Genomic DNA, 23,346 nt, shown 5'->3' on the forward strand with positions numbered 1-23,346 from the left:
TCAACGCTCGGGCGGTGCGCCCAGCCGGTCCAGCAACGCCCCGAGCAGATCGATCGGCAGCGGAAACACGATCGTCGAATTCTTGTCCGCCGCGATGGTCGTCAGGGTCTGCAGGTAGCGCAGCTGCATCGCCTGCGGCTGCTGCGCGAGCCGCTGCGCGGCCTGCAACAGCTTCTCCGACGCCTGCAATTCGCCTTCCGCATGGATCACCTTCGCGCGCCGCTCGCGCTCGGCCTCGGCCTGCCGCGCGATCGCGCGGATCATCGTCTCGTTCAGGTCCACGTGCTTGATCTCGACCGTCGACACCTTGATGCCCCACGCGTCGGTCTGCGCGTCGAGCGTCTTCTGGATGTCGGCGTTCAACTGCTCGCGCTCGGCGAGCAGCGCGTCGAGTTCGTGCTTGCCGAGCACCGCGCGCAGCGTCGTCTGCGCGAGCTGGCTCGTCGCCTCGAAGAAGCGCGCGACCTGGATCACGGCCTTTTCCGGATCGACGACGCGGAAATACACGACCGCATTGACCTTCACCGACACGTTGTCGCGCGTGATCACGTCTTGCGCGGGCACGTCGAACACGACGGTGCGCAGGTCGATCCGCACGACCTGCTGGACGATCGGGATGATCAGCACGAGGCCCGGCCCCTTGACCTTCCAGAAGCGGCCGAGCATGAACACGACGCCGCGCTCGTACTCGCGGAAGACGCGGATCGACGAGGCGACGAGCACCACGACGAAGACGATCAGGACGCTGCCGAAGCCGAACGTATAGCCGATCATGACGGGGCTCCCCGCTGTGGTGGTTCGTGTGCCGGCACGTCGTAGAGCGGCGTGACGGTGAGCGTCAGTCCGTGGCGGCCGGTGACGCGTACGCGACAGCCGGCCGCCAGCGGCGTGCTGCTCGCGACGCGCCAGCGCTCGCCGTGCACGCGCGCCCAGCCCGCCGCCGACGGCGCGGGGCCGGCGGCGCCGTGCGGCTGGTCCGGACGCAGGCCGTCGTCGAGCACTTCGCCGACGCTGCCCAGCATCGCCTCGGCGCCCGTCACGACCGGCCGCCGCCGCGCGCGCAGCGCGACGCTCGACACGCCGGCCACCAGCAGCGCGCCGGCGGCCGCGAGGCCCGCGATCAGCGGCCACGGAATGCCGTAGCCCGGCACGTCGGTGTCGATCAGCATCAGCGCGCCGATCGTGAACGCGACGATCCCGCCGAAACCGAGCACGCCGAACGTCGGCAGGAAGGCCTCGGCGACGAGGCAGCCGAGCCCGAGCAGCACGAGCCCGAGGCCCGCATAGCTGACCGGCAGCAACTGCATCGCGAACAGACCGATCAGCAGGCAGATGGTGCCGGCCACGCCCGGCAGCACGAAGCCCGGATTCGCGAATTCGAAGAACAGCCCGTAGATGCCGATCGTCAGCAGGATCAGCGCGACGTTCGGATCGGCGACGATCGACAGGAAGCGGCTGCGCCAGTCGGGCGCGAGCACGACGAGCGGCGCGTGCGCGGTCGCGAGCCGCAGCGTGCCGGCGCTCGTCGTCACGGTGCGGCCGTCGAGCCGGCGCGCGAGATCGGCCGGGTCCTGCGCGATCAGATCGACGACGTGCTGCGCGCGCGCGTCGTTCGCGGACAGGCTCACGGCCTCGCGCACCGCGCGCTCGGCCCAGTCGGCATTGCGCTCGCGCAGCTGCGCGAGGCCGCGGATGTACGCGGCGGCGTCCTGCGTCGCCTTGCGGATTTCGGTCGATTGCGTGTCGTTCGGCAATTCGGCCGACGTCGCCGACGTGCCGGATGCGCCCGAGGCCGCGGCAGGCGACGATCGCGGCGTACCCGGCGCGCCGCCGCCGATCCCGAACTGCACCGGCGACGCCGCGCCGAGATTGGTGCCGGGCGCCATCGCGGCGACGTGGCTCGCGTAGACGATATAGGTGCCGGCGCTCGCGGCCCGTGCGCCGCCCGGCGCGACGAAGGCCGCCACGGGCACCGGCGAGCCGACGATTGCCTTGATGATCTGGCGCATCGACGTGTCGAGCCCGCCGGGCGTATCGAGCTGCAGGATCGCGAGCGGCGCATGCACGCTTGCCGCACGGTCGAGCGACCGGACGATGAAGTCGGCACTGGCCGGCCCGATCGCGCCGTTGACCGGAATCACGACGACCGGCGCCGCGGCGGCGGGCGCGTCGGCCGGCGCGGCGGCGCCTGGAGCGGCCACCGCCGCGCACACGACCAGCAGCGCGGCGAACAGCGCGGCGCGCGCGACCCGCGCGGACAGCGGGTGACGGGAACGGGCGCCGCGCGCGGCGGGCGCCGGCGGCGCGTGACGATGAATGCGCATCGGGGCGTCCGGGCTGCGCGCGGCCGCGCGCCGTCCGGCTCGCGGAAATGGGCGTTGGCCCGATGCTTGAAGATTAGGCGCTTTCGGCGGAAAGCGCGAAGGCGGCGGCGTTCAGCGCGCGCCGCCCGCGCGCGCAAGCGCCTCTTCGCGGTACTCGGCCGGGCTGCGCCCGCTCCATTTGCGAAACGCGCGGTAGAACGCGCTCGGTTCCGCGAACCCGGTGGCCGCCGCGACGTCGGCGATCGTGCGCGACGGATCGGCCAGCGCCTCGAACGCGAGATCGCGTCGCAGCGTGTCCTTGATCGACTGGTAGGCCTGGCCTTCCTGGTGCAGCTTGCGCCTGAGCGTCGCCTCGGCCACGTGCAGCCGCGCGGCCATCCCGTCCGCGCCCGGCCACGACGCGGGCGGCATCCCGCGCAGCACGGCGCGCACGCGCTGCGCGAGCGCGTTCGGATTGCGGTACTTGACGATGAAGCTGGCCGGCGCGTTGCGCAGGAAGGTTTTCAGCGTCTTCGCGTTCTGCACGACGGGCAGCGTCGCGAATTCCGGATCGAAATCGACATACGAATCGGGCTGGTTGAACCGCATGTCGTCGCACAGCATCGACGGATATTCGTGATCGGCGGGCGGCGTGTCGCAGCGAAAGCTCGCGTGCAGCACCGGGATGCGCCGCCCGATCAGCCAGCAGGTCAGCCCGTACACGATGATGAAATAGGTCGCGTACGTGAACATCGCCGGCGCAGCGCCGTTGTTGCGGTGCACGAAGCGCAGCCGCACACGCTGCGGATTGGCGTCGAGCTCCGCGTGGAGATCGTCGAGCACGCAGTGCATGAAGTTCACCGCGCGCGCCATTGCGCGCAGCCCGTCCTGCGCGGACAGCGCGGCCTGGCTCATCGCGATGAAGCTGCCACTGCGCATCGGATGGCGGTCCTGCCCGAAAAACTCGTCGTCGAGCGCGCGCGCGATCGCATTCCACAGCGCGCCGTATTGCTGCGCGCTCACGCGCGCGCGCGGCTGCGCGAGCAGCGCGGGCGCGATGCCGGCCTGCGCGAGCAGCGGCTCCGCCGCGACGCCGCGGCGGGCGGCCAGCGCGACGCTGTACGCGACCAGGCTGATCGCGATGGTTCCCTTTTCGTCCTGCTTCATCCGTATCGCCGGTATGGCAAAAACGCTCAGTGTAAATGAGCGGCGCGAGCATCGAACACCGGCGCGCGCTTGCCTACACTTGTTGCATCTAAACGAAACGACGGCCGTCACAGGCGGCCGCAGGAGACGGCAGGACCATGGACGAGCTTTACACCGAAGATCAGCGGATGATCCGCGACGCCGCGCGCGCCTTTGCCACCGAGGTGCTGGCGCCGAACGCCGCGCAGTGGGACCACGACGCGCGCTTGCCCGACACCGTCGTCGCGCAGCTCGGCGAACTCGGCCTGCTCGGCATGATCGTGCCGCAGGAGCTGGGCGGCGCCTATACCGACTACGTCGCGTACGCGCTCGCCATGGAGGAGATCGCGGCCGGCGACGCCGCCTGCGCGACGATGATGAGCGTGCACAACTCGGTCGGCTGCGGGCCGATCCTCGGCTTCGGCACGCCGGCGCAGAAGGATCGCTGGCTCGCCGAGATGGCGGCCGGCCGCGTGATCGGCGCGTTCTGCCTGACCGAGCCGCACGCCGGCTCCGAGGCGCACAACCTGCGCACCCGCGCGGAGCTGCACGACGGCCAATGGGTGCTCAACGGCGCGAAGCAGTTCGTGACCAACGGCCAGCGCGCCGGCGTCGCGATCGTTTTTGCCATGACCGATCCCGATGCCGGCAAGCGCGGCATCTCGGCGTTCCTGGTGCCGACCGACACGCCGGGTTTCATCGTGGGCAAGCCCGAAAAGAAAATGGGCATTCGCGCGTCCGATACGTGCCCGATCACGCTCGAGAACTGCACGCTTCCCGCCGACGCGCTGCTCGGCAATCGCGGCGAAGGGCTGAAGATCGCGCTGTCGAATCTGGAAGGCGGACGCATCGGCATCGCCGCGCAGGCGCTCGGCATCGCGCGCGCCGCATTCGACAAGGCGCGCCGCTATGCGGGCGAGCGCGTGCAGTTCGGCAAGCCGATCGCCGAGCACCAGGCGATCCAGCAGAAGCTCGCCGACATGGCCACCCAGATCAACGCGGCGCGCCTGCTCGTCCATCACGCGGCGAAGCTGCGCACGGCCGGGCTGCCGTGCCTGTCGGAGGCGTCGCAGGCGAAGCTGTTCGCATCCGAGATGGCCGAGCGCGTGTGCTCGGACGCGATCCAGATCCACGGCGGCTACGGCTACCTCGCCGACTACGAGGTCGAGCGCCACTATCGCGACGCGCGCATCACGCAGATCTACGAAGGCACCAGCGAAGTGCAGCGGATGGTGATCGCGCGGCAGCTGTGAGCGGCCGCGCGCGCAATGGAGCAACGGGCAATCAGGCAGGGCACGCAGCGACGCGGTGAAGGTGGTGAAGGCGGTGAACGCGGCACGCAACGACGTGACCGTGCGCCGCGACGATGGGGGACCGGCGCATGCGCCGGTCGTCCGCAGTATGGATGGAGACAATTCGGGCACGGAGCGCGAGCAAGGTGCGATGCACCGACGCTCGCGGACGGGAGAACACGATGACGGTACAGGCATTCCTGGACGCACGCGACTTTCTGCTGCGCCATCGCACCGACTACGAAACCGCGTACCGCGATTTCGAATGGCCGGTGCTCGATGCGTTCAACTGGGCGCTCGATTATTTCGACCCGATGGCGCGCGGCAACGACGCGCCCGCGCTGTGGATCGTCGATGCGGCGACCGGGACGGGCGACCCGTATTCGTTCGCGCAGATGTCCGAGCGCTCGTCGCGGATCGCGAACTGGCTGCGCGGCATCGGCGTCGTGCGCGGCGACCGGATCCTGCTGATGCTGCCGAACCGCGTCGAGCTGTGGGACGCGATGCTCGCCGCGATGAAGCTCGGCGCGGTCGTGCTGCCCGCGACCACGCAGCTGTCGGCCGACGACGTGCGCGATCGCGTGCAGATCGGCGGCGCGACCTATGCGATCGTCGACGAGCACGAAACCGCGAAGTTCGAACAGGCGGGCCTCGGGCTGAAGCGGAAGATCGTGGCCGGCGCGCCGCGCGACGGCTGGCTCGCGATGAACGACGGCTACGCGGCGAGCGCGGCGTTCGAGCCCGACGCCGTCACGCGGTCGAACGAAGCGATGTTGCTGTACTTCACGTCGGGCACGACGTCGAAGCCGAAGCTCGTCGAGCATACGCACCGCACGTACCCGGTCGGGCACCTGTCGACGATGTACTGGATCGGGCTGCAACCGGGCGACATCCATTGGAACATCAGCTCGCCGGGCTGGGCGAAGCACGCGTGGAGCTGCTTCTTCGCGCCGTGGAATGCGCAGGCGTGCGTGTTCGTCTTCAACTACGCGCGCTTCGAGCCGAAGGCGGTGCTCGATGCGCTCGTCAAATACCGCGTGACGACGCTGTGCGCGCCGCCGACCGTGTGGCGCATGCTCGTGCAGCAGCCGCTCGCGACGTTCGACGTGCAACTGCGCGAGATCGTCGGCGCGGGCGAGCCGCTCAATCCGGAGATCATCGAGCGCGTGAAGAAGGCGTGGGGCATCACGATTCGCGACGGCTACGGCCAGACCGAAACCACCTGCCTGATCGGCAACACGCCGGGGCAGCCGGTCGTCGCGGGCTCGATGGGCCGGCCGCTGCCCGGCTACCGGATCGCGCTGCTGGACCCGGACGGCGCGCCCGTCGGCGAAGGCGAGGTCGCCTTGCCGCTCGGCGGCGGCACCGGCGCGATGCGCCCGGTCGGGCTGATGAACGGCTACGCGAACAACCCGGATGCGACCGCGTACGCGATGCGCGACGGCCACTACCGCACGTCCGACATCGCGATGCGCGGCGACGACGGCTACTACGTGTACGTCGGCCGCGCGGACGACGTGTTCAAGTCGTCCGACTACCGGCTCAGCCCGTTCGAGCTCGAAAGCGTGCTGATCGAGCACCCGGCGATCGCGGAAGCGGCCGTGGTGCCGAGCCCGGACCCGGTGCGGCTGTCGGTGCCGAAGACCTTCATCACGTTGCGCGACGGCTTCGAGGAAAGCCCGGCGCTCGCGCTGGAGATCTTCCGCTTTTCGCGCGAGAAGCTCGCGCCGTACAAGCGCATTCGCCGACTGCAGTTCGCCGAGCTGCCCAAGACCATCTCGGGAAAGATCCGTCGCGTCGAGCTGCGCCGCCGCGAGATCGAGCGCGGCGACGATGCGACCGCACGCATGCCCGGCGAGTACTGGGAAGAAGATTTCGCCGCCGAACTGAAGTGACCGCCGGCGGGCCGGGCGCGCCGCTTGCGGCGATCATGCGCGGCCCGTCGACGCGGCAGAAGATGATCTAACCGATCGAACCGACTGACCCGGCCGCCCGGCGCGAGCGCGCGACGCGGCCCACTGCAAGGAGAGCACACCGATGAACGCGAATGCGACGCCCCAGCCGGGGCAAGACGTGCCGACGGTCAAGCTGCTGATCGACGGCGCCTTCGTCGAGTCCGCCACGAGCGAGTGGCGCGACATCGTCAATCCGGCCACGCAACAGGTGCTCGCGCGCGTGCCGTTCGCGACCGCGGCGGAAGTCGACGCGGCCGTGCAGGCCGCGCACGCCGCCTATGCGACCTGGAAGAACACGCCGATCTCCGCGCGCATGCGGATCATGCTGAAGTTCCAGGCGCTCGTGCGCGCGAACCAGCAGCGCATCGCGAAGACGCTGACCGCCGAGCAGGGCAAGACGCTGCCCGACGCGCAAGGCGACATCTTCCGCGGCCTCGAAGTGGTCGAGCATGCCTGCTCGATCGGCACGCTGCAGCTCGGCGAATTCGCCGAGAACGTCGCCGGCGGCGTCGATACCTATACGCTGCGTCAGCCGATCGGCGTCTGCGCCGGCATCACGCCGTTCAACTTCCCGGCGATGATCCCGTTGTGGATGTTCCCGATGGCGATCGTGTGCGGCAACACGTTCGTGCTGAAGCCGTCCGAGCAGGACCCGCTGTCGACGATGGAACTGGTCGAGCTGGCGATCGAGGCCGGCGTGCCGCAGGGCGTGCTGAACGTCGTGCACGGCGGCAAGGAAGTCGTCGACGCGATCTGCACGCATCCGCTCGTGAAGGCGATTTCGTTCGTCGGCTCGACGGCCGTCGGCACGCACGTCTACAACCTCGGCAGCCAGCACGGCAAGCGCGTGCAGTCGATGATGGGCGCAAAGAACCACGCGATCCTGCTGCCCGACGCGAACCGCGAGCAGGCGATCAACGCGCTGGTCGGCGCGGGCTTCGGCGCGGCCGGCCAGCGCTGCATGGCGACTTCCGTCGCGGTGCTCGTCGGCAGCGCGCGCGAGTGGCTGCCCGACATCGTCGCGAAGGCGAAGGCGCTGAAGGTCAACGCGGGCTCGGAAGCGGGCACCGACGTCGGCCCGGTGGTGTCGCGCGGCGCGAAGGCGCGCATCCTGTCGCTGATCGATGCGGGCGTCAAGGAGGGCGCGAAGCTCGAACTCGACGGCCGCGACGTGAAGGTGCCCGGCTTCGAGGACGGCAACTTCATCGGTCCGACCATCTTCTCCGCCGTGACGACCGACATGACGATCTACACGCACGAGATCTTCGGGCCGGTGCTCGTCGTGATGGAAGTCGACACGCTCGACGAAGCCATCGCGCTCGTCAACGCGAACCCGATGGGTAACGGCGTGGGCCTCTTCACGCAGAGCGGCGCGGCCGCGCGCAAGTTCCAGAGCGAGATCGACGTCGGCCAGGTCGGCATCAACATTCCGATCCCGGTGCCCGTGCCGTTCTTCAGCTTCACCGGCTCGCGCGGCTCGAAGCTCGGCGATCTCGGCCCGTACGGCAAGCAGGTCGTGCAGTTCTACACGCAGACCAAGACGGTCACCGCGCGCTGGTTCGACGACGATACGACGGCCGGCCCGGTCAACACGACGATCCGGCTGCACTGAGCCGGGGAGGACACCAACATGAAGATCGGATTCATCGGCCTCGGCCACATGGGTGCGCCGATGGCGCTGAACCTGCTGAAGGCCGGCCACGAAGTGCATGCGTTCGACCTGAGCGCCGATGCATTGCGCGCGCTGCAGGACGCCGGCGCGCAGGTGGCCGCGTCGCCGCGCGATGCGGCGGCCGGCGCGGCGTTCGTGATCACGATGCTGCCGGCCGCGCCGCACGTGCGCTCGGTGCTCGCCGGCGAGAACGGCGTGCTGGCCGGCCTGGGCGCCGGCGCGACCGTGATCGATTCGAGCACGATCGACCCGGCGAGCGCGCAGGCGTTCGGCGCGCTCGTGCGCGAGCACGGCGGCGCGTTCGTCGATGCGCCGGTGTCGGGCGGCACCGGCGGCGCGGCCGCCGGCACGCTGACCTTCATGGTCGGCGGCAGCGACGCCGATTTCGAGCGCGTGAAGCCCGTGCTCGCCGCGATGGGCAAGAACATCGTCCACTGCGGCGCGACCGGGATGGGGCAGGTCGCGAAGGTCTGCAACAACCTCGTGCTCGGCATCTCGATGGCGGCCGTGTCGGAGGCGATGTCGCTCGGCGTCGCGCTCGGCATCGATCCGAAGGTGCTGGCCGGCATCGTCAACACGTCGACGGGCCGCTGCTGGAGCTCGGACACCTACAACCCGTATCCGGGCGTGATCGACACCGCGCCTTCGTCGCGCGGCTACAGCGGCGGCTTCGGCACCGATCTGATGCTGAAGGATCTCGGCCTCGCGAACGATGCCGCGCGGCAGGCGCGCCAGCCCGTCTATCTCGGCGCGCTCGCGCAGCAGCTGTACCAGACGATGAGCAGCCGCGGCGACGGCCAACTCGATTTCTCGGCGGTGATCCGCCTGTACCAACCGGCTGGCAAGAAGGACGCGTGATGATCGAACTGGACTACGTCGACGACGGCGCGATCGCGTGCGCGACGCTCAAGCGTCCGCCCGCGAACGCCTTTACGGCCGACGGACTGCGGCAGCTGCAGGACACCGTCGCCGAACTGAACGCGAACCCGCGCGTGCGCGCGCTGGTGATCACCGGCGACGGCCCGAAGTTCTTCAGCGCCGGCGCCGATCTGAACACGTTCGCCGACGGCGACGCCGCGGTCGCGCGCGCGATGGCCGCGCGCTTCGGCGCGGCGTTCGAGGCGCTGCACGACGCACGCGTCGTGACGATCGCGGCGATCAACGGCTATGCGATGGGCGGCGGCCTCGAATGCGCGCTCGCGTGCGACATGCGCATCGCGGAGACGCATGCACAGATGGCGCTGCCCGAGGCGTCCGTCGGCCTGCTGCCGTGCGGGCTCGGCACGCAGACGCTGCCCTGGCTCGTCGGCGAAGGCTGGGCGAAGAAGATCATCCTGGCCGGCGCGCGCGTCGATGCGGCCACCGCGCTGCGCATCGGGCTGGTCGAAGACGTCGTCGAAAGCGGCGCGGCGCGCGACGCGGCGCTGGCGCTCGCGCGCAACGTCGTGCGGCAGAGTCCGCATGCGCTCGCGTACAGCAAGGAGCTGATCGGCCTCGCACGCCGCGGCGTGCCGCGCAGTGCGGCGCTCGCGGTCGAACGCGAACGCTTCGTCGACCTGTTCGATACCGCCGATCCGCGCGAGGGCGTGGCCGCGTTTCTCGGCAAGCGCGCGCCGCAATGGCATACCGATGGAGATACGCAACGATGAGCACGCCGATGACGACCGATGACCGCTTCGCGCAACCCGCGCCCGAGGTGCTGTTCCGCGTGGTGAACCGCGTGGCGTTGATCACGCTGAACCGGCCGGCCGCGCTCAATGCGTTGTCGTATTCGATGATCGGCGAGCTGGCCGCGCTGCTCGAGCGCTGCCGCGGCGACGACCAGATCGTCGCGGTGGTGCTGCGCGGCGCCGGCGAGAAGGGCTTCTGCGCGGGCGGCGACGTGCGCGCGCTGCACCGGATGGTCGCGCAGCGCGAAACCTGGCTGCCGTTCTTCGTCGACGAGTACCGGCTCGACTACGCCATTCACACGTTTCCGAAGCCGGTGGTCGCGTTGATGGACGGCGTGACGATGGGCGGCGGCATGGGCCTCGCGCAGGGCGCGGCGCTGCGCGTCGCGACCGAGCGCAGCAAGATCGCGATGCCCGAGACGCGCATCGGGCTCGTGCCCGACGTCGGCGCGACGCATTTCCTGGCGCGCATGCCGGTCGAGCTCGAGCTGTACGTCGGGTTGACCGGCGCGGTGTTGTCCGGCGCCGATGCGCTGATCGCGAAGCTCGCGGATCTGTGCGTGCCGTCGTCGTGGCTCGATACGTTCGAGACGCGCATCGAAAGCGTCAAATGGGACGGCGACGTGCTGGCGGCGCTGCGCAAGGTGTTCGAGCCGCCGTGCAACGTCGTGCCGCATGCGGCGCTCGACACGCAGATGGGCTGGATCGTGCGTCACTTCGACAAGCGTTCGACCGTCGAGCGGATCGTCGCGACGTTGAAGCAGGAGTTCGCGCGCGACGAGCTCGCACGCGAGCATCGGCAGTGGCTGCAGACGACGCTCGACGCGCTCGCCGGCCATTCGCCGACGATGCTGTGCGTGACGCGCGAAGCGTTGTTGCGCGGGCGGCAGATGACGCTGGCCGAGTCGTTCCGGATGGAGCTCGGCATCGTCGCGCGTGCGATCGAGGAGGGCGACTTCCGCGAAGGCGTGCGCGCGCACCTGATCGACAAGGACCGCAAGCCGCGCTGGGCGCCGGCGTCGCTGGTCGAACTGCGCGCCGAGCGCGTGCGGCATTTCCTGACGTCGCCGTGGAAACTGTTCGCGCATCCGCTCGTCGATCTCGGCGGGGTGTGAACAAGGCGGGGTGATCGGCGCGGCGTGTCGGGCGCGGTTGCGCTCACGTGTGCGTGCGCCGTGTTCAACCGGCTTTTTCGGGGTTCCGGGCGTCCGATCATCGGCGGCACCGCCTGAACGAGCGCGTCGATGATGGTGCGATCGCGCATTCAGAATGGACGCGCGCGTCCGGTAGCGGCGTCCCCCCATGGCGAATCCACGGCCGCCGCTCCGTTTCGTCATCCGTTCATATTCGTGCAACGTGGCTGCGGCAACAATCGCGGGCAGACATTCGACAACCTTGCGGCGCCGCGCGCGACCGCAAGCCTTTTCCGAGGACATGCCATGTTGAACACACTCGCCCGCACCGTGGCGGCGCTCGCCGTCGCATCCGCGTCGCTGCATGCCGTCGCGCAGACCAGCTACGACTACCTGTTGCTCGCCGCATCGTGGGAGCCCGGCTTCTGCGCGTCGCACGACACGCCGGAGTGTACGAACCTGGCCGGCACGTACGCGGCGACGAGCCTGTCGCTGCATGGCCTGTGGCCGAACAACTACGACGGCAACCAGCCGTTCTACTGCGGCGTGCCGCAGAGCGACGTCGACCTCGACAACGCGCACCAGTGGTGCAGCATGGATGCGTATCCGATCAGCACCACGACGCGCAACACGCTGTCGACGTACATGCCGGGCGTCGCGTCGTGCCTCGACAAGCACGAATGGTTCAAGCACGGCACCTGCTCGAATTCGGCATCGGCGGACGCCTACTGGAATCAGGCGACCGGCATGGTGAGCCGGCTCGGCAACACGTCGTTCAACGCGTTCCTGCAGGCGAACGCGGGCAAGACCGTGACGCGCAACCAGCTGCTGTCCGCGTTCGAAGGCGCGTTCGGCAGCAACACGCGCAGCGCGGTGTCGTTGAAGTGCACGAAGACCAACGGCGTCAGCTATTTCACCGAAGCATGGATCGCGGTGAAGACGAGCGCGACCACGCAGTTCCCGAGCGCGGCGTCGCTCGTGACCGACGGCAATACGCAGGGGACCTGTCCGACCTCGGGCGTGTATATCGCGAAGTGAGGCGCGACGTCGCGCGTGCCGCGCCGGCCGCGCTCGTTGTGGTCGGCGCGGCACGCATTCACGCGAGCAGGCGCAGCGCCTGTTCGAGCGACAACACCGTCGTGCGCGTCTCGAACGCGGTCGCGAACAGATGCTCGTGCACGATCGGGTCCGGGTCGTAACAGCAGTCCTTCACCGTGTACAGACGGAAATCCGCATCGCTTGCGTGCGCAACCGACGACAGCACGACGCCGGTCGACGCGATCCCGACCAGGATCAGCGTGTCGATGCCTCGCGCGGCGAGCCGTGCCTGCAGATCGGTGCCGAAGAACACGCTCGCGCGATGTGCGGCGATCAGCGGCTCGCCGTCGAGCCGGCCGAGTTCGGGGCACGGGCCGTCGTCGACGAACCGGCCGAGCTGCTTGATCCCTTGGCCGTTCTTGTTGCGCGGGCTGACTTCGGGGTAGCCGGGACTGAAGCGGAGATTCGCGAAGCAGACGTGCACGCCGCCCGCGCGCGCCGCGTCGCAGAGCCGGCGTGTGTTCGCGAGCAGCGTGGGCGCCGCCGACGGAAACAGCCCGAGAATGTCGGTCTGGTAGTGCATGACGATCAGTGCGGTTTGCGCGGGCACGAGCGGCGGAAGCGGCGCGTGTGCGCGTGCATCCGGGCCTGTCGGGTCGTTTGGGGCGTGATCTGAAGCGTGTTCCGGTTGCATGGCTGATGCTCTCCCGTGGGTCACTTCGATGGTCACTTCGGTGGGTTCAAACAATCGGCTGGGGCGGATACGGCGGCAACGGTTCGGGCGCGCGCGTGTTTCAGGTCGGGCAATGTAAGCCGGTGGGGTGGTACACGTGCCGACCATGCGGGCGTGCGCCGCGTTGCCTTCTGCCAGCGGCTGCGGCCATTATCGGCTATTCGCGAGCGGCGTTCGTGTCGGCGCTCAGGTTCGTGGAGTGCGGCAAAATATGCGTTTTGTCGCGCAGGCGGCCGCGATGGGCGGCACACCGGAGCGCGCGCGTCCCCAGGCGTGCGCCCCGTGCGATGATGCGCGACGATCAACACGAGAGATGGCATGACGACTACCTTCGACGAGGCGACAACGGCGGCGATCGCCGCGTTTGCCGAACTGGATTTCTATACGGCTGTGCAAGCGATGCGCGCCGAGGCCGATTACGACCGCGAGCTGGATCAGTGGATCTCGCGCTATATCGACGACCACGGCGGCGGCATCGACGATGCCGAATACGACGCGTTGCATGCGCGGGCGCAGGCGACGCCCGAATACGCGCAGTTCGTCGATGCGGTACGCCGGGAGATTTGCGAATACTTCGACGTGACCGACGAGCAGCTCGACTGGATCGTCGTATTGCGCAACGACGACAGCGACGAGCTTTGGGCCGAAGTCAACCGGCGGCGCAGCGCGCTGGGAACGGGGGAGGTGCGGGGAGATTTGTGAGCGCGGTTCGGTGGTTGGCTTTGAGGTCTGACGCCGGAGGTGTACGTTGCACGGGAATGCTTCGATCGCCGCAATGGTACGAAGGTCCCGCACGACTGCCGCCGTTGGTTCCGGTTGCGAGACCAGCCGCTTTCCGCTGCCCGTTTTCCGCGTCGGCATGGTGCATCGCGATGGCGCTCGGCAAGGGCTTGCGGCCCTTGCCTGAGCCATGTCGAAGCGGCGGCAGCAGTCCTACGACGATCGGGCAAAGTCCAATATGTCCTGATTGAGGCGATCCTTGTGCGTGTAGTACAACGCATGATAGGCGCCCTCGTAGACAACCAGTCTCGCACCGGGAATCAGCTCGGCAGACACCTTGCCCGAAAGGTCGATTGGCACAACGGGGTCGGCGCCGCCGTGGATGACCAGCGTGGGGATATCGAATTTTTTCAGGTCGGGACGCAAATCGGTTTCGGAAAACGATGCAATGCAGTCATGGGTTGCCTTGATGCTCGCCGTGATTGCCATATTGAATGTCCAGTCGAGCATCGCCTGCGTGACCACCGACGCGTCATGATCGGCTCCCGTAAAGGCGCGACCGAAATTGACCAGAAAATCGGCGCGATCATGGAGTACGCCGGCACGCAACCCGTCGAAAATGTCGCGGGGAACGCCCGCCGGGTTATCGGCCCCTGCCATGAGTAACGGGGTCGTCGCGCTGAGAAGAACGACCTTGGCGACACGCTTCGATCCGCGCGTACCGATGTATCGTGCAACTTCTCCGCCGCCCATCGAGTAGCCGACCAAAATGGCGTCGGTGAGGTCCAGCTGCTGAATCAACTCGTCCAGGTCGCTCGTGAGGCTGTCGTAGTCGTAGCCCGACCACGGCTGGCTCGACCGTCCAAAGCCGCGGCGATCATACGCTATGACGCGGAAGCCGTTGCTGGCGAGGAAGTGCGCCTGGTATTCCCACATGTCGGCGCTGACCAGCCACCCGCCAACCAGCACGATCGGCTGCCCGGTTCCCCAGTCGTTGTAATAGATTTCAGTACCGTCAGGCGTCGTAATCCGGCTCATTTTGCTCGCTCCTTCAGATGGGAATTGCCTTTCGCTTCATGGGCCGGCTTTCCGCGCATCGATATGAAGAGCGTCGCGCGACGCTTCCGGCTGCTGTGCAGCAATGATAGGTTGGGCAGCAGAGCAGCAATCTGAAATGTTCTGAACGACGCTAGCGCAAGCGCTGAAAAAACAGCACGGGGCCACCGGCCGGGCGCCCGATCCAGTTATAGCCTCGAAGCCGCAATCAAGACCCCGCCAGTGCCTGCCGCCCGGCCTGCAGATATGCGTTCATCTCAGCTTGCGGCACCATACCGCCGCCCGTTGCCCAGATCACATGCGTCGCGTCCCGCATGACGGAGTCGTCCAGCTGCATGCGGGCACGGTAACCTTGCCGTTCCGTCGACACGCGCGCGAAACCCGGCGCGCCGGCCAGCGCCGACGGCTCCAGCCGGATGTCGCTCGTCTGCGCCATCAGCGCGAGCATTGCATATAGCTCGCGATCCTCGACGGTGAAATAGCCATCGATCATCCGTTGCATCGCACGACCGACGAATCCGGAAGGGCGTCCGACCGCGAGGCCGTCGGCGGCCGTCACGTTGTCGATACCGAAATCCTGCACCGCAAGCTGCTCGTGCAAGCCGGTCAGCACGCCCATCAACATGCACGGCGAATGGGTCGGCTCCGCGAAAACACAGTGCACCGCATCGCCGAAGGCGAGCTTCAAGCCGAACGCGACACCGCCCGGGCCGCCGCCTACGCCGCAAGGCAGATACACGAAGAGCGGATGCGTCGCATCGACACGCACGTTCGACGCTTCGAGCTGACGCTTCAGGCGCTCACCCGCGACCGCATAGCCGAGGAACAGCGTCGTCGAATTTTCGTCGTCGACGAAGTGGCACATCGGATCGTTAGCCGCAAGACGCCGGCCGTTCTCGATCGCTTCGCCGTAATCGCCCGCATACTCCACGACCGTCACGCCATGCGCGCGCAGGCGGTCCTTCTTCCATTGGCGCGCATCGGTGGACATATGCACGGTCGCCGCAAAGCCGAGCGTCGCGCTCGCGATGCCGATCGACATGCCGAGATTGCCGGTCGACCCGACCGCGATGCGGTGCTCGCGAAACAGCGCGCGACATGCGTCGCCGGCGAGGACGCGGTAATCGTCGCCGTCGTTGAGCAAGCCGTGGCGCAGCGCAAGCTGCTCGGCGTAGAAGAGCACTTCATAGATGCCGCCACGCGCCTTGATCGAGCCGGAGATCGGCAGATGGCTGTCCTGCTTGAGCAGCAGGCGCCGCGGCGTTTCCACGCCGTAACGTTCGCTCAATGCCTGCGCGAACGCAGGCACGTCGGTGAGCGGCGATTCGATAATGCCGCCCGTGTCGCGCACATCGGCGAACAGGTCGGCCAGCAGCGGCGCGAAGCGTTGCAGGCGCGCGCTCGCATCGGCGATATGCGAGGCGTCCAGCGCAATGTCATCGAGCGCTTCGGTCAGCGGCGCGACGGCGGGGTTGAACCACTCGACCGGCTCGAGCGCCATCAATGGGCGCAGAAGCGGGTAGTCGCGAAGCCAGGATTCGAGTGGCTTGCCGTAGATGGAATCGGTCATGGGCAAAATCAGACTGCCGAAGCGCAAGCGTGGGAGGACGACGCGGCGTCCAGCACCGGCGGATGCGTGACGATGGAACGGAGATCGACATCCGATGCGCGCAATTTCGCGACATCGGGAATCGGGCGGCGCATTTCGTCCGACGACTCGAAGAGTGTTTCGAATGCGCGTGCCGCGTCGAGCAGCGCAAGATCGCCGCGAAATGCACCGATCATCTGCAAGCCGAACGGCATGCCGCGATGATCGACGCCGCACGGCAGCGACACGGCCGGATTCGTCGTCAGCGTGACGACATAGGTCAGCGACAGCCAGCGATAGTAGTTTTCCAGTGCGATGCCGTTCACCGATTTCAGATACGGCTGCGTCCAACGGAACGGCGAAACAGGCGTCGTGGGCGACAGGATCACGTCGTAGCGATCGAACAGCGTCTGGAAGCGGCGGAACAGCCGCGTCTGGTCGGCATGCGCGCGCACGCAATCGGCAAGACCGAGGTTGATGCCCATTTCGTAGTTGGCGCGCGGATTCGGCCCGAGCAGATCGGGATTCGTCTCGTAGGCTTTTTGCAGACCCGCGACGAAGGCTTCCGCGCGCAGCACGTCGAAGCATTGATGCGCGCCCGAGAAATCGACGTCGATCGGCTCGCAGACGGCCACTTCGCCGCGCAGCAGCGCGATCCTGCGGCGAAACACGGCGCGGATATCGTCATCGACAGCGCAGACGCCGAAATCTTCCGTGTAGCCCACACGCAGCGTCGCGAGATCCGTGTGCGCGCGGCGTTCCATCGTCGCGTCGAGCGCGCACGGATAACCGAGCGGATCGCTGCCGGATTGCCCGACCGTCGCGGCGAGTTGGAGCCACGTGTCCTCGACGGTGCGACCCATCGGCCCCACCACGGCATTTGGCGTCCAGCCGAGCGGCTTGCGATCGCTGGGCACGAGCCCCGGCGAGGTGCGCAAACCGACCACGCCGCATTTGGCCGCTGGAATCCGTAGCGAGCCGCCCGTGTCCGAACCGGACGCGAGTGGCACCATATCGAGCGCAAGCGCCGCTGCCGAGCCGCCCGACGAACCGCCCGCATTCAGACGCGGATCGAATGGATTGCCCGTCGCGCCCCACACCGGATTGAAGCTGTTCGCACCCGCGCCCATTTCGGGCACGTTGGTCTTGCCGACCACGATCGCGCCTGCCGCGCGCAACCGGCGCACCAGCGTGTTGTCCTGTGCGGGAATGTTTGCGCGGTACAACGGCGAACCGTAGGTGGTCAGAAGGCCTTCGGTTTCTTCGAGATCCTTGATGCCGACAGGCAAGCCGTGCAGTACGCCGACGGCATTGCCGCGTGCGAGCGCGGCGTCGGCGGCGCGCGCTTCGCGGCGTGCGCGTTCGAAACTCGTCGCCGTGATCGCGTTGACATACGGATTGAGCGTTTCGATGCGCGCGATGCAGGCATCGAGCAGTTCAACAGCGGAGATTTCCCGCGCCAGCAACAGCGCGCGCAACGCGACGGCGCTATGGCGGGTGAGTTCGTGGCGGTCGCTCATCGGGCGGTCCTTTAAACGGTCATGCAACAGAGCGCCAATGTAGACGACGAGAAAGGCAGCGACCAGTGATGAATATCGAAACGTGGATTCACTTTTGCTCAACGCGTGCGGCAGGTGCGAGCTCGCGGCTCAAGTGTTCGATAAACGCGTCCAGAAGCGGCGGCAACGCACGCCGCGCGAGCGTCTGGATTTCGATGGCGCGTTCGCTCGTCGTGAGTTCCGGCACGTGCAACGCGACCAGCTCGCCCGATGCCAGACGCGGCCGCACAAACAGTTCTCCGCTGAACGTGACGGCGTCGCTGGCGATGGTGAAGCCGAGCAGCGTTTCGAGCGTTGCGCTGCTCAGCACGCTCTTGCATGCGACGCCTTCGCGGCTGCAATAGATATCGATCAGCTTGTGCAGCGTCGAATGCACGCCCGGCAACGCGAGCGGATAAGCGAGCAGTCGACGGAACGAAACCTGCGGCTCCTGCGCGAGCGGATGCGATGCCGCGACGATCGCGTGAATCGGCGAAGGCATGGAGAACGCGGTGTGGATGTCTTTTTCCGGTCCGAAACTGAACGTCAGACCGACATCGCATTCGGCTTCGCGCACGCGCTGCGTGACGCCTGCGGCCGTGTCGACCACGACCTCGAACGACGCCGGGGCGACGGTTCGGCGGAACACCGCCATCGCGCGCGGCACGAACGTGGCCGAGAATCCTTCCGTGCAGGCGATGCGGATCGTGCGTTCGGCTTCACCGCGCAGTGCGTCGATTTCCAGAGAAATCTGCTCCGCGTCGAGCTGCGAACGGCGCGCATACGCGGCGAGCATTTCGCCTGCCTTGCTCGGCACCATGCCGCGCGATCGCCGCACGAACAGCGGCGTGCCGAGCTCGCTTTCGAGCCGCGCGATTTGCCTGCTCACGGCGGAAGGCACGACGTTCAAACGACTGGCGGCGTCGGCAACGGAGCCGGTGTTGACCACTTCGAGGAAGTAGCGGACGGCGGCTTCCTGAAGAATGCGGGCGCTCATGATGGCTCGATGTGATGACACGTGATGCTTCATCATAGCGCCTGTCGCCGCCGTCGAGCGATCAGGCTTCTTTCGTCGCGCCCACGTGCGGAGTGGCTTCGGGCACCAGACGAATCGACAGACTCGTGACGAGCGCGAACGCCGTTGCCACGATCAGAAAGCCGAACACGGCGTCGTAGTTGCCCGTCGCCGACACCAGCAGGCCGATGATTGCGGGCGCAACGAACCCCGCTACCTGACCGCCGAAGTTGACCATTCCCGCGCCCGTGCCGATGAGATTGGTCGGCAGGAATTTGGCCGGCAACGCGAACACGCCTGCGAACACGAACGATTTGAAGAAGTAGACGATCGACTGATACGCGATCACGCCCGTCACCGTTTGCGCCGTGTACATCTGGTAGAGGAAGAACCCCGAGATCGCGCAGCACGCGGCCATCAGCCACTTCTCGCGACCATCGAACCAGCGCGTGAGAATCCAGCCGCCGAGTGCGGTCGAGATGCTCGCCGCGACGAACGGCAACGGTGTAAGCATGCCGACGGCCTTCAGATCGAGGTGGCGTTCGGTCAGCAGATACGCGGGCATCCACGCGTCGAGCCCCTTGTTGACGATGCCCATGCCGAACCACGTCAACAGGATCTTCCACATCAGCGGCATCTTGAGCAGCGCGCGCGTCGCGTCGCCGTCGATGCGCGCGGCGCGGCCATTTGAATCGCGCTTCTGATGCGTATCCTTCACGGCGAACAGATAAAACAGCGCGAACACGAGGCCGGCGCAGCCCGCAACGAAAAATGCATGGCGCCAGCCGAGCAGCAGAATCAGCGGTGCGATCGCGAGCGGCGCGATGAAACTGCCGACGTAGTTCGACGACATTAGCAGCGCGGACATCTTCGGACGATCCGCTCGCGCCACCGATTCGGTGACGCCCTTGACGGCCGCGCCGGGATAACCGCCTTCGCCCAGACCGAAGATGAAACGGATCGCGATCAACGAGGCGAGCGACCACGCGAGGCCGGTCATCAGCGTGAACAGCGACCAGAATGCCACCGAGACGACGATGACCTTCTTGCTGCCCCAGCGGTCGGCGATCCAGCCGCCGGGAATCTGCATGGCGGCATAGCTGATATAGAACGTGCTCATGACGACGCCGAGCGCGGCCGAGCCGACATGAAACTCCTTGCCGATGGCAACGAGCGAGAGCGCGATCGCCGAGCGGTCGATGTATGAGATGCAATAGCCTAGATAGAGCAGCGCGAATACCGCGAAGCTGGCGCGTCTGCTCTTGTTCGGGTCGATCATGCCGGGCACCTGTCGATAGAGAAGAGACCGGGCTCGCGTCGGCCATGCCGAGCGCGCCCGCCTTGACTAGTCGAATCGATCGTAAGCAGCCGCAAATGTGCCGACAAGTGACATATTCCGATGTCTCCGTTCGCGAAAACTCATCCGAGAAGCGCGGCGACGGGGCGGAGTGAATTACTGCCCGCCGTGACCGGTCCCTAGATACGCGCGTGCTTCGCCGTGCTTGCGGTGCGACAGTCTGTATATTGGGCTGCGTTTCGTCACCTTTTCGCCAAGCTCGCGCATCGGCGCGATCCGGCGCCGTCTGTCATGGCACGATGCACGCTGCGCAACGAGGGACCGCTGGGGGCCGGAGCGATGCCCCCAACCCGTCGATTCCCCTTGCACCTGACGCTACGTCAGCTTTTAACGTTGACCCTCGACGATCGAGAAAGCAATGCGACTGAAAATCGGCGAACTCGCGAACAAGGCGGGATTGACTGTCCGTACGCTTCACCACTACGACGCGATCGGGCTGCTGTCGCCGTCGCAGCGTACCGAAGGCGGCGCGCGCCTGTATGGGCAGGATGACCTGATCCGGCTGCATCGCATCGAGGCGCTGAAACGTTTCGGGTATTCGCTGCCGGACATCAAGGCGAGCCTCGAGGGCGACCCGGCTCGCGTTCCGCTGGAACTGCTGCAACGACAGATCGCCGAGTTGAATGCGCAGGCGCTGCGCGCGCAGCGCCTTGGCCGTCGCTTGCAATACATCGTCGACATGGTTTGCGCCGGTAGCGAGATCGCCGCCGCCGATTGGATGAAGGCTCTGGAGCTGATGAACATGTACGAAAAGCATCTCGATGACGAAGAACTCGATGCGTTGCTGGCATCCGGGCCTGAGACGGCGGCGCCGTCGGATCCGGCATGGGCCGCGCTGATAGAGGAGGTCCGCGTTGCCATGCAGAACGCGTTGCCCACCGCGAGCGATGCGGCTCAGGCTTTGGCGTGGCGCTGGATCCGGCTCGTGGTCCGGATGACGCGCAATGACCCGGACCTCGCGACCAAGCTGATGCTGATGCAGCTGCGCGAGCCGCGCGCGCGGCAAATCGTGGGCATTACCGTCGAGATGCTGGAATGGATCGACGAAGCCTTCATGCACGCGCGCTGCGCGCTGCTCGCGAAGTATCTCAGTCCGGCGCAGGCCGACGGGGTGCGCCGTCGTCAGTTCGCGAGCGCGAAGCATCGCGCATGGCCGGCGCTGGTGGTCGAGCTGAGGGCGAACATGGCAGCCGGTGTCGACCCCGGCGCCGCGCCGGTGCAGGCGATCGTCGGGCGCTGGCAGCAACTGTTCCGCGACAGCTTTTGCGGAGACGACGCGGTGCTGGAGGCACGTGTGCGCGATGCGTTGATGCGCGAGCCCGATCTGCAACTGGGCGTGGGCCTCGACGATTCGCTGCTCGCGTATCTGAACGCCGCGCATCTCGCCGGCCGCGACATGTCGCCAGTCGACGGCGGCCCGAAGCCGAGCGCGTTGATGGTCGCGACGCAGCGCGCCGCACATCAACTGCTCGATCGGCCGCTGGTGCTCGACGATCCCGTTGCGCTGCCGATCCTCGGTGCCGCCGAAGCACAGGCGCTGCGTGACAATCTCGACCGATTCCGCGAGCCGCCGTCGGTCGGCATGCGCAGCTCGGTCATCGTGCGCAGCCGGCTGGCCGAAGACGTGTGGCGCGAGGCCGTCGAACGCGGCATTCGTCAGTACGTGATTCTCGGGGCGGGGCTCGATACCAGCGCGTTTCGGCATCCCGATATGCCCGGGCGAATCTTCGAGGTCGATTTGCCGGCAACGCAGGCGTGGAAGCAGGCTCGCTTGCGTGAGGCAGGCATCGCGGTGCCGTCGTCGCTGCATTTCGTGCCGGTCGACTTCGAAAGCGTCGGGCTGGCGGAGGGATTGGCGCGGGCGGGTTTCGACGCCGATGCGCCGGCCGTTTTCAGCTGGCTCGGCGTGACGATGTATCTCGACGAGGAGGCGGTCATCGACACGTTGCGCTTCATCGCCGGTTGCGCGAAAGGCAGCGCCGTGCTGTTCGAGTACGTGACGCCGCTTTCGGGCTTGCCGACGATCATGCGTATCGCGATGGAGCAGTTTACGGCGCGGCTCGCCGAGCGCGGCGAACCGTGGAAGACCTTTTTCGAACCGGCCGTCATTGCCGAGAAGTTGAGTGCGTTGGGGTTCAGCCAGGTCAATGCGTGGACGCCGGAGGAGTTGAACCAGCGCTATCTGGCGAACCGCGACGACGGATTGCTCATCGGGGTGACGCCTGCGCGGTTGATTCTTGCGACGGTTTGAGAACGGTTCGTGCGTGGGGAGTTCGATACCGATAAGCGTCAAGACGAAGCATGCATTTGAATGCGACGGCTATTGAGCCGGTTTAGCCCATTTTGGCCGTGCTAGAGTGAGTCCGCCCATCATGGTCTTCTCAAAGGCTATAGCGCTTATATGACCTACATTGCTCAACTTGTCGCCGTCGGCGGCGTAATGCTTCTGGCCTGCGTCAGCCCCGGTCCCGACCTCATCGCCGTCACGTCGCATGCACTTGCCAAACGACGGGCCGGTCTTTATGCCACTGCCGGCATTTCGACTTCACATGCGTTATGGGCGGCGCTGGCAATCTTCGGCCTTGGGCTCATCCTCGCAAAGCTCGCATGGCTGTATGAAGTCATTCGGATCGCCGGCGCGGTTTATCTCGTCTATCTCGGCGGAAAGACGCTCGCCGGGTTGAGAAAACCGATGCAGCAAACCGAGGTAGATGCGCAGTCCGCCAAGAGCGACGGGCAGGCATATCGACGAGGTCTGTTGGTCGGACTTACCAACCCGAAAGCGGCGGCGTTTTTCGGCAGCCTTTTCATCACGGTCCTGCCGGCGCATGCCCCGCTGTGGGTGCACGGCGCGACCTTGATCATCGTTACGGCAGTCTCGCTGACGTGGTTCAGCGCGATGGCGATTCTGTTTTCCACCGAGCGCGTGCAAGTGGGTTACGCGCGCATACGCAAGCCGATCGATGCCGTGATGGGGACTATCTTGCTCGGTCTGGGTGCGAAGCTCGCGCTGGATCGATAGCCCGGTTATCGGGCATCGCGGTTGCCGGCAACTGCATAATTCGTCGCCGACGAGCCTCTCGCAAATTGC

At 66.9% G+C, this 23,346-nt stretch carries 19 protein-coding genes; 10 read left to right on the forward strand and 9 right to left on the reverse strand.

Annotated elements, in window-relative coordinates; genetic code table 11:
• The 3 genes from AK36_RS02290 to AK36_RS02300 form a co-directional block, all read right to left on the reverse strand.
• Positions 1-774, reverse strand: coding sequence for a slipin family protein (locus tag AK36_RS02290; RefSeq protein WP_011880694.1), 774 nt, complete (start codon positions 772-774; stop codon positions 1-3).
• The gene (locus AK36_RS02295) at positions 771-2,324 is read right to left on the reverse strand and encodes an NfeD family protein (protein ID WP_045577757.1); all 1,554 of its coding nucleotides are present in this window, start codon (positions 2,322-2,324) and stop codon (positions 771-773) included. Before AK36_RS02295 ends, AK36_RS02290 begins: the two co-directional genes overlap by 4 nt.
• A 111-nt stretch (positions 2,325-2,435) precedes the next feature.
• Positions 2,436-3,470, reverse strand: a complete 1,035-nt coding sequence (locus tag AK36_RS02300) for an AraC family transcriptional regulator (RefSeq protein ID WP_045577758.1) — start codon at positions 3,468-3,470, stop codon at positions 2,436-2,438.
• Between the two features lie 137 nt (positions 3,471-3,607).
• Between AK36_RS02300 and AK36_RS02305 the strand changes: the two genes are divergently transcribed.
• The 7 genes from AK36_RS02305 (at position 3,608) to AK36_RS02335 (ending at position 12,248) form a co-directional block, all read left to right on the forward strand.
• Positions 3,608-4,741 carry an acyl-CoA dehydrogenase family protein gene (locus tag AK36_RS02305; protein WP_011880691.1) on the forward strand — a complete coding sequence of 378 codons (1,134 nt, stop codon included), beginning with the start codon at positions 3,608-3,610 and terminating at the stop codon, positions 4,739-4,741.
• 221 nt (positions 4,742-4,962) lie between these two features.
• Positions 4,963-6,675 carry an AMP-binding protein gene (locus tag AK36_RS02310; RefSeq protein ID WP_045577759.1) on the forward strand — a complete coding sequence of 571 codons (1,713 nt, stop codon included), beginning with the start codon at positions 4,963-4,965 and terminating at the stop codon, positions 6,673-6,675.
• Between the two features lie 142 nt (positions 6,676-6,817).
• The gene (locus tag AK36_RS02315; protein WP_045577760.1) at positions 6,818-8,347 is read left to right on the forward strand and encodes a CoA-acylating methylmalonate-semialdehyde dehydrogenase; all 1,530 of its coding nucleotides are present in this window, start codon (positions 6,818-6,820) and stop codon (positions 8,345-8,347) included.
• 18 nt (positions 8,348-8,365) lie between these two features.
• On the forward strand, positions 8,366-9,265 hold the full coding sequence (mmsB, locus tag AK36_RS02320; RefSeq protein ID WP_045577761.1) for a 3-hydroxyisobutyrate dehydrogenase: 900 nt from the start codon (positions 8,366-8,368) through the stop codon (positions 9,263-9,265).
• A complete protein-coding gene (locus AK36_RS02325) occupies positions 9,265-10,056 on the forward strand; it encodes an enoyl-CoA hydratase (protein WP_011880687.1) in 792 nt (263 codons plus the stop codon). Before mmsB ends, AK36_RS02325 begins: the two co-directional genes overlap by 1 nt.
• Positions 10,053-11,192 carry an enoyl-CoA hydratase/isomerase family protein gene (locus AK36_RS02330; protein WP_014723906.1) on the forward strand — a complete coding sequence of 380 codons (1,140 nt, stop codon included), beginning with the start codon at positions 10,053-10,055 and terminating at the stop codon, positions 11,190-11,192. Before AK36_RS02325 ends, AK36_RS02330 begins: the two co-directional genes overlap by 4 nt.
• A gap of 324 nt (positions 11,193-11,516) precedes the next feature.
• Positions 11,517-12,248, forward strand: coding sequence for a ribonuclease T2 (locus tag AK36_RS02335; protein ID WP_011880685.1), 732 nt, complete (start codon positions 11,517-11,519; stop codon positions 12,246-12,248).
• 58 nt (positions 12,249-12,306) lie between these two features.
• Here the strand turns inward: AK36_RS02335 and AK36_RS02340 are convergent, their stop codons facing one another.
• Positions 12,307-12,942, reverse strand: a complete 636-nt coding sequence (locus AK36_RS02340) for a cysteine hydrolase family protein (RefSeq protein WP_045577762.1) — start codon at positions 12,940-12,942, stop codon at positions 12,307-12,309.
• 357 nt (positions 12,943-13,299) lie between these two features.
• Here AK36_RS02340 and AK36_RS02345 point away from each other — a divergent pair, with 357 nt between their 5' ends.
• Positions 13,300-13,683: a hypothetical protein gene (locus AK36_RS02345; RefSeq protein ID WP_045577763.1), complete on the forward strand. Its 384-nt coding sequence runs from the start codon at positions 13,300-13,302 to the stop codon at positions 13,681-13,683.
• Between the two features lie 231 nt (positions 13,684-13,914).
• Here the strand turns inward: AK36_RS02345 and AK36_RS02350 are convergent, their stop codons facing one another.
• The 5 genes from AK36_RS02350 to AK36_RS02370 form a co-directional block, all read right to left on the reverse strand.
• Positions 13,915-14,739, reverse strand: a complete 825-nt coding sequence (locus AK36_RS02350; protein ID WP_045577764.1) for an alpha/beta fold hydrolase — start codon at positions 14,737-14,739, stop codon at positions 13,915-13,917.
• A gap of 226 nt (positions 14,740-14,965) precedes the next feature.
• On the reverse strand, positions 14,966-16,327 hold the full coding sequence (locus AK36_RS02355; RefSeq protein ID WP_034195454.1) for a D-serine ammonia-lyase: 1,362 nt from the start codon (positions 16,325-16,327) through the stop codon (positions 14,966-14,968).
• Positions 16,328-16,335: 8 nt separating this feature from the next.
• Positions 16,336-17,865, reverse strand: coding sequence for an amidase (locus AK36_RS02360; RefSeq protein WP_045577765.1), 1,530 nt, complete (start codon positions 17,863-17,865; stop codon positions 16,336-16,338).
• Positions 17,866-17,953: 88 nt separating this feature from the next.
• The gene (locus AK36_RS02365; RefSeq protein WP_224056444.1) at positions 17,954-18,880 is read right to left on the reverse strand and encodes a LysR family transcriptional regulator; all 927 of its coding nucleotides are present in this window, start codon (positions 18,878-18,880) and stop codon (positions 17,954-17,956) included.
• A 61-nt stretch (positions 18,881-18,941) separates the two neighbouring features.
• Complete coding sequence (locus tag AK36_RS02370; RefSeq protein WP_045577767.1) at positions 18,942-20,177, reverse strand: MFS transporter; 1,236 nt, start codon at positions 20,175-20,177, stop codon at positions 18,942-18,944.
• 436 nt (positions 20,178-20,613) lie between these two features.
• Between AK36_RS02370 and AK36_RS02375 the strand changes: the two genes are divergently transcribed.
• A complete protein-coding gene (locus tag AK36_RS02375; RefSeq protein WP_045577768.1) occupies positions 20,614-22,506 on the forward strand; it encodes an SAM-dependent methyltransferase in 1,893 nt (630 codons plus the stop codon).
• A 150-nt stretch (positions 22,507-22,656) separates the two neighbouring features.
• Positions 22,657-23,277, forward strand: coding sequence for a LysE family translocator (locus tag AK36_RS02380; RefSeq protein WP_045577769.1), 621 nt, complete (start codon positions 22,657-22,659; stop codon positions 23,275-23,277).
• Positions 23,278-23,346: the final 69 nt, after the last annotated feature.

The organism is Burkholderia vietnamiensis LMG 10929 (assembly GCF_000959445.1).
GTDB classification, from domain to species: Bacteria; Pseudomonadota; Gammaproteobacteria; order Burkholderiales; family Burkholderiaceae; genus Burkholderia; species Burkholderia vietnamiensis.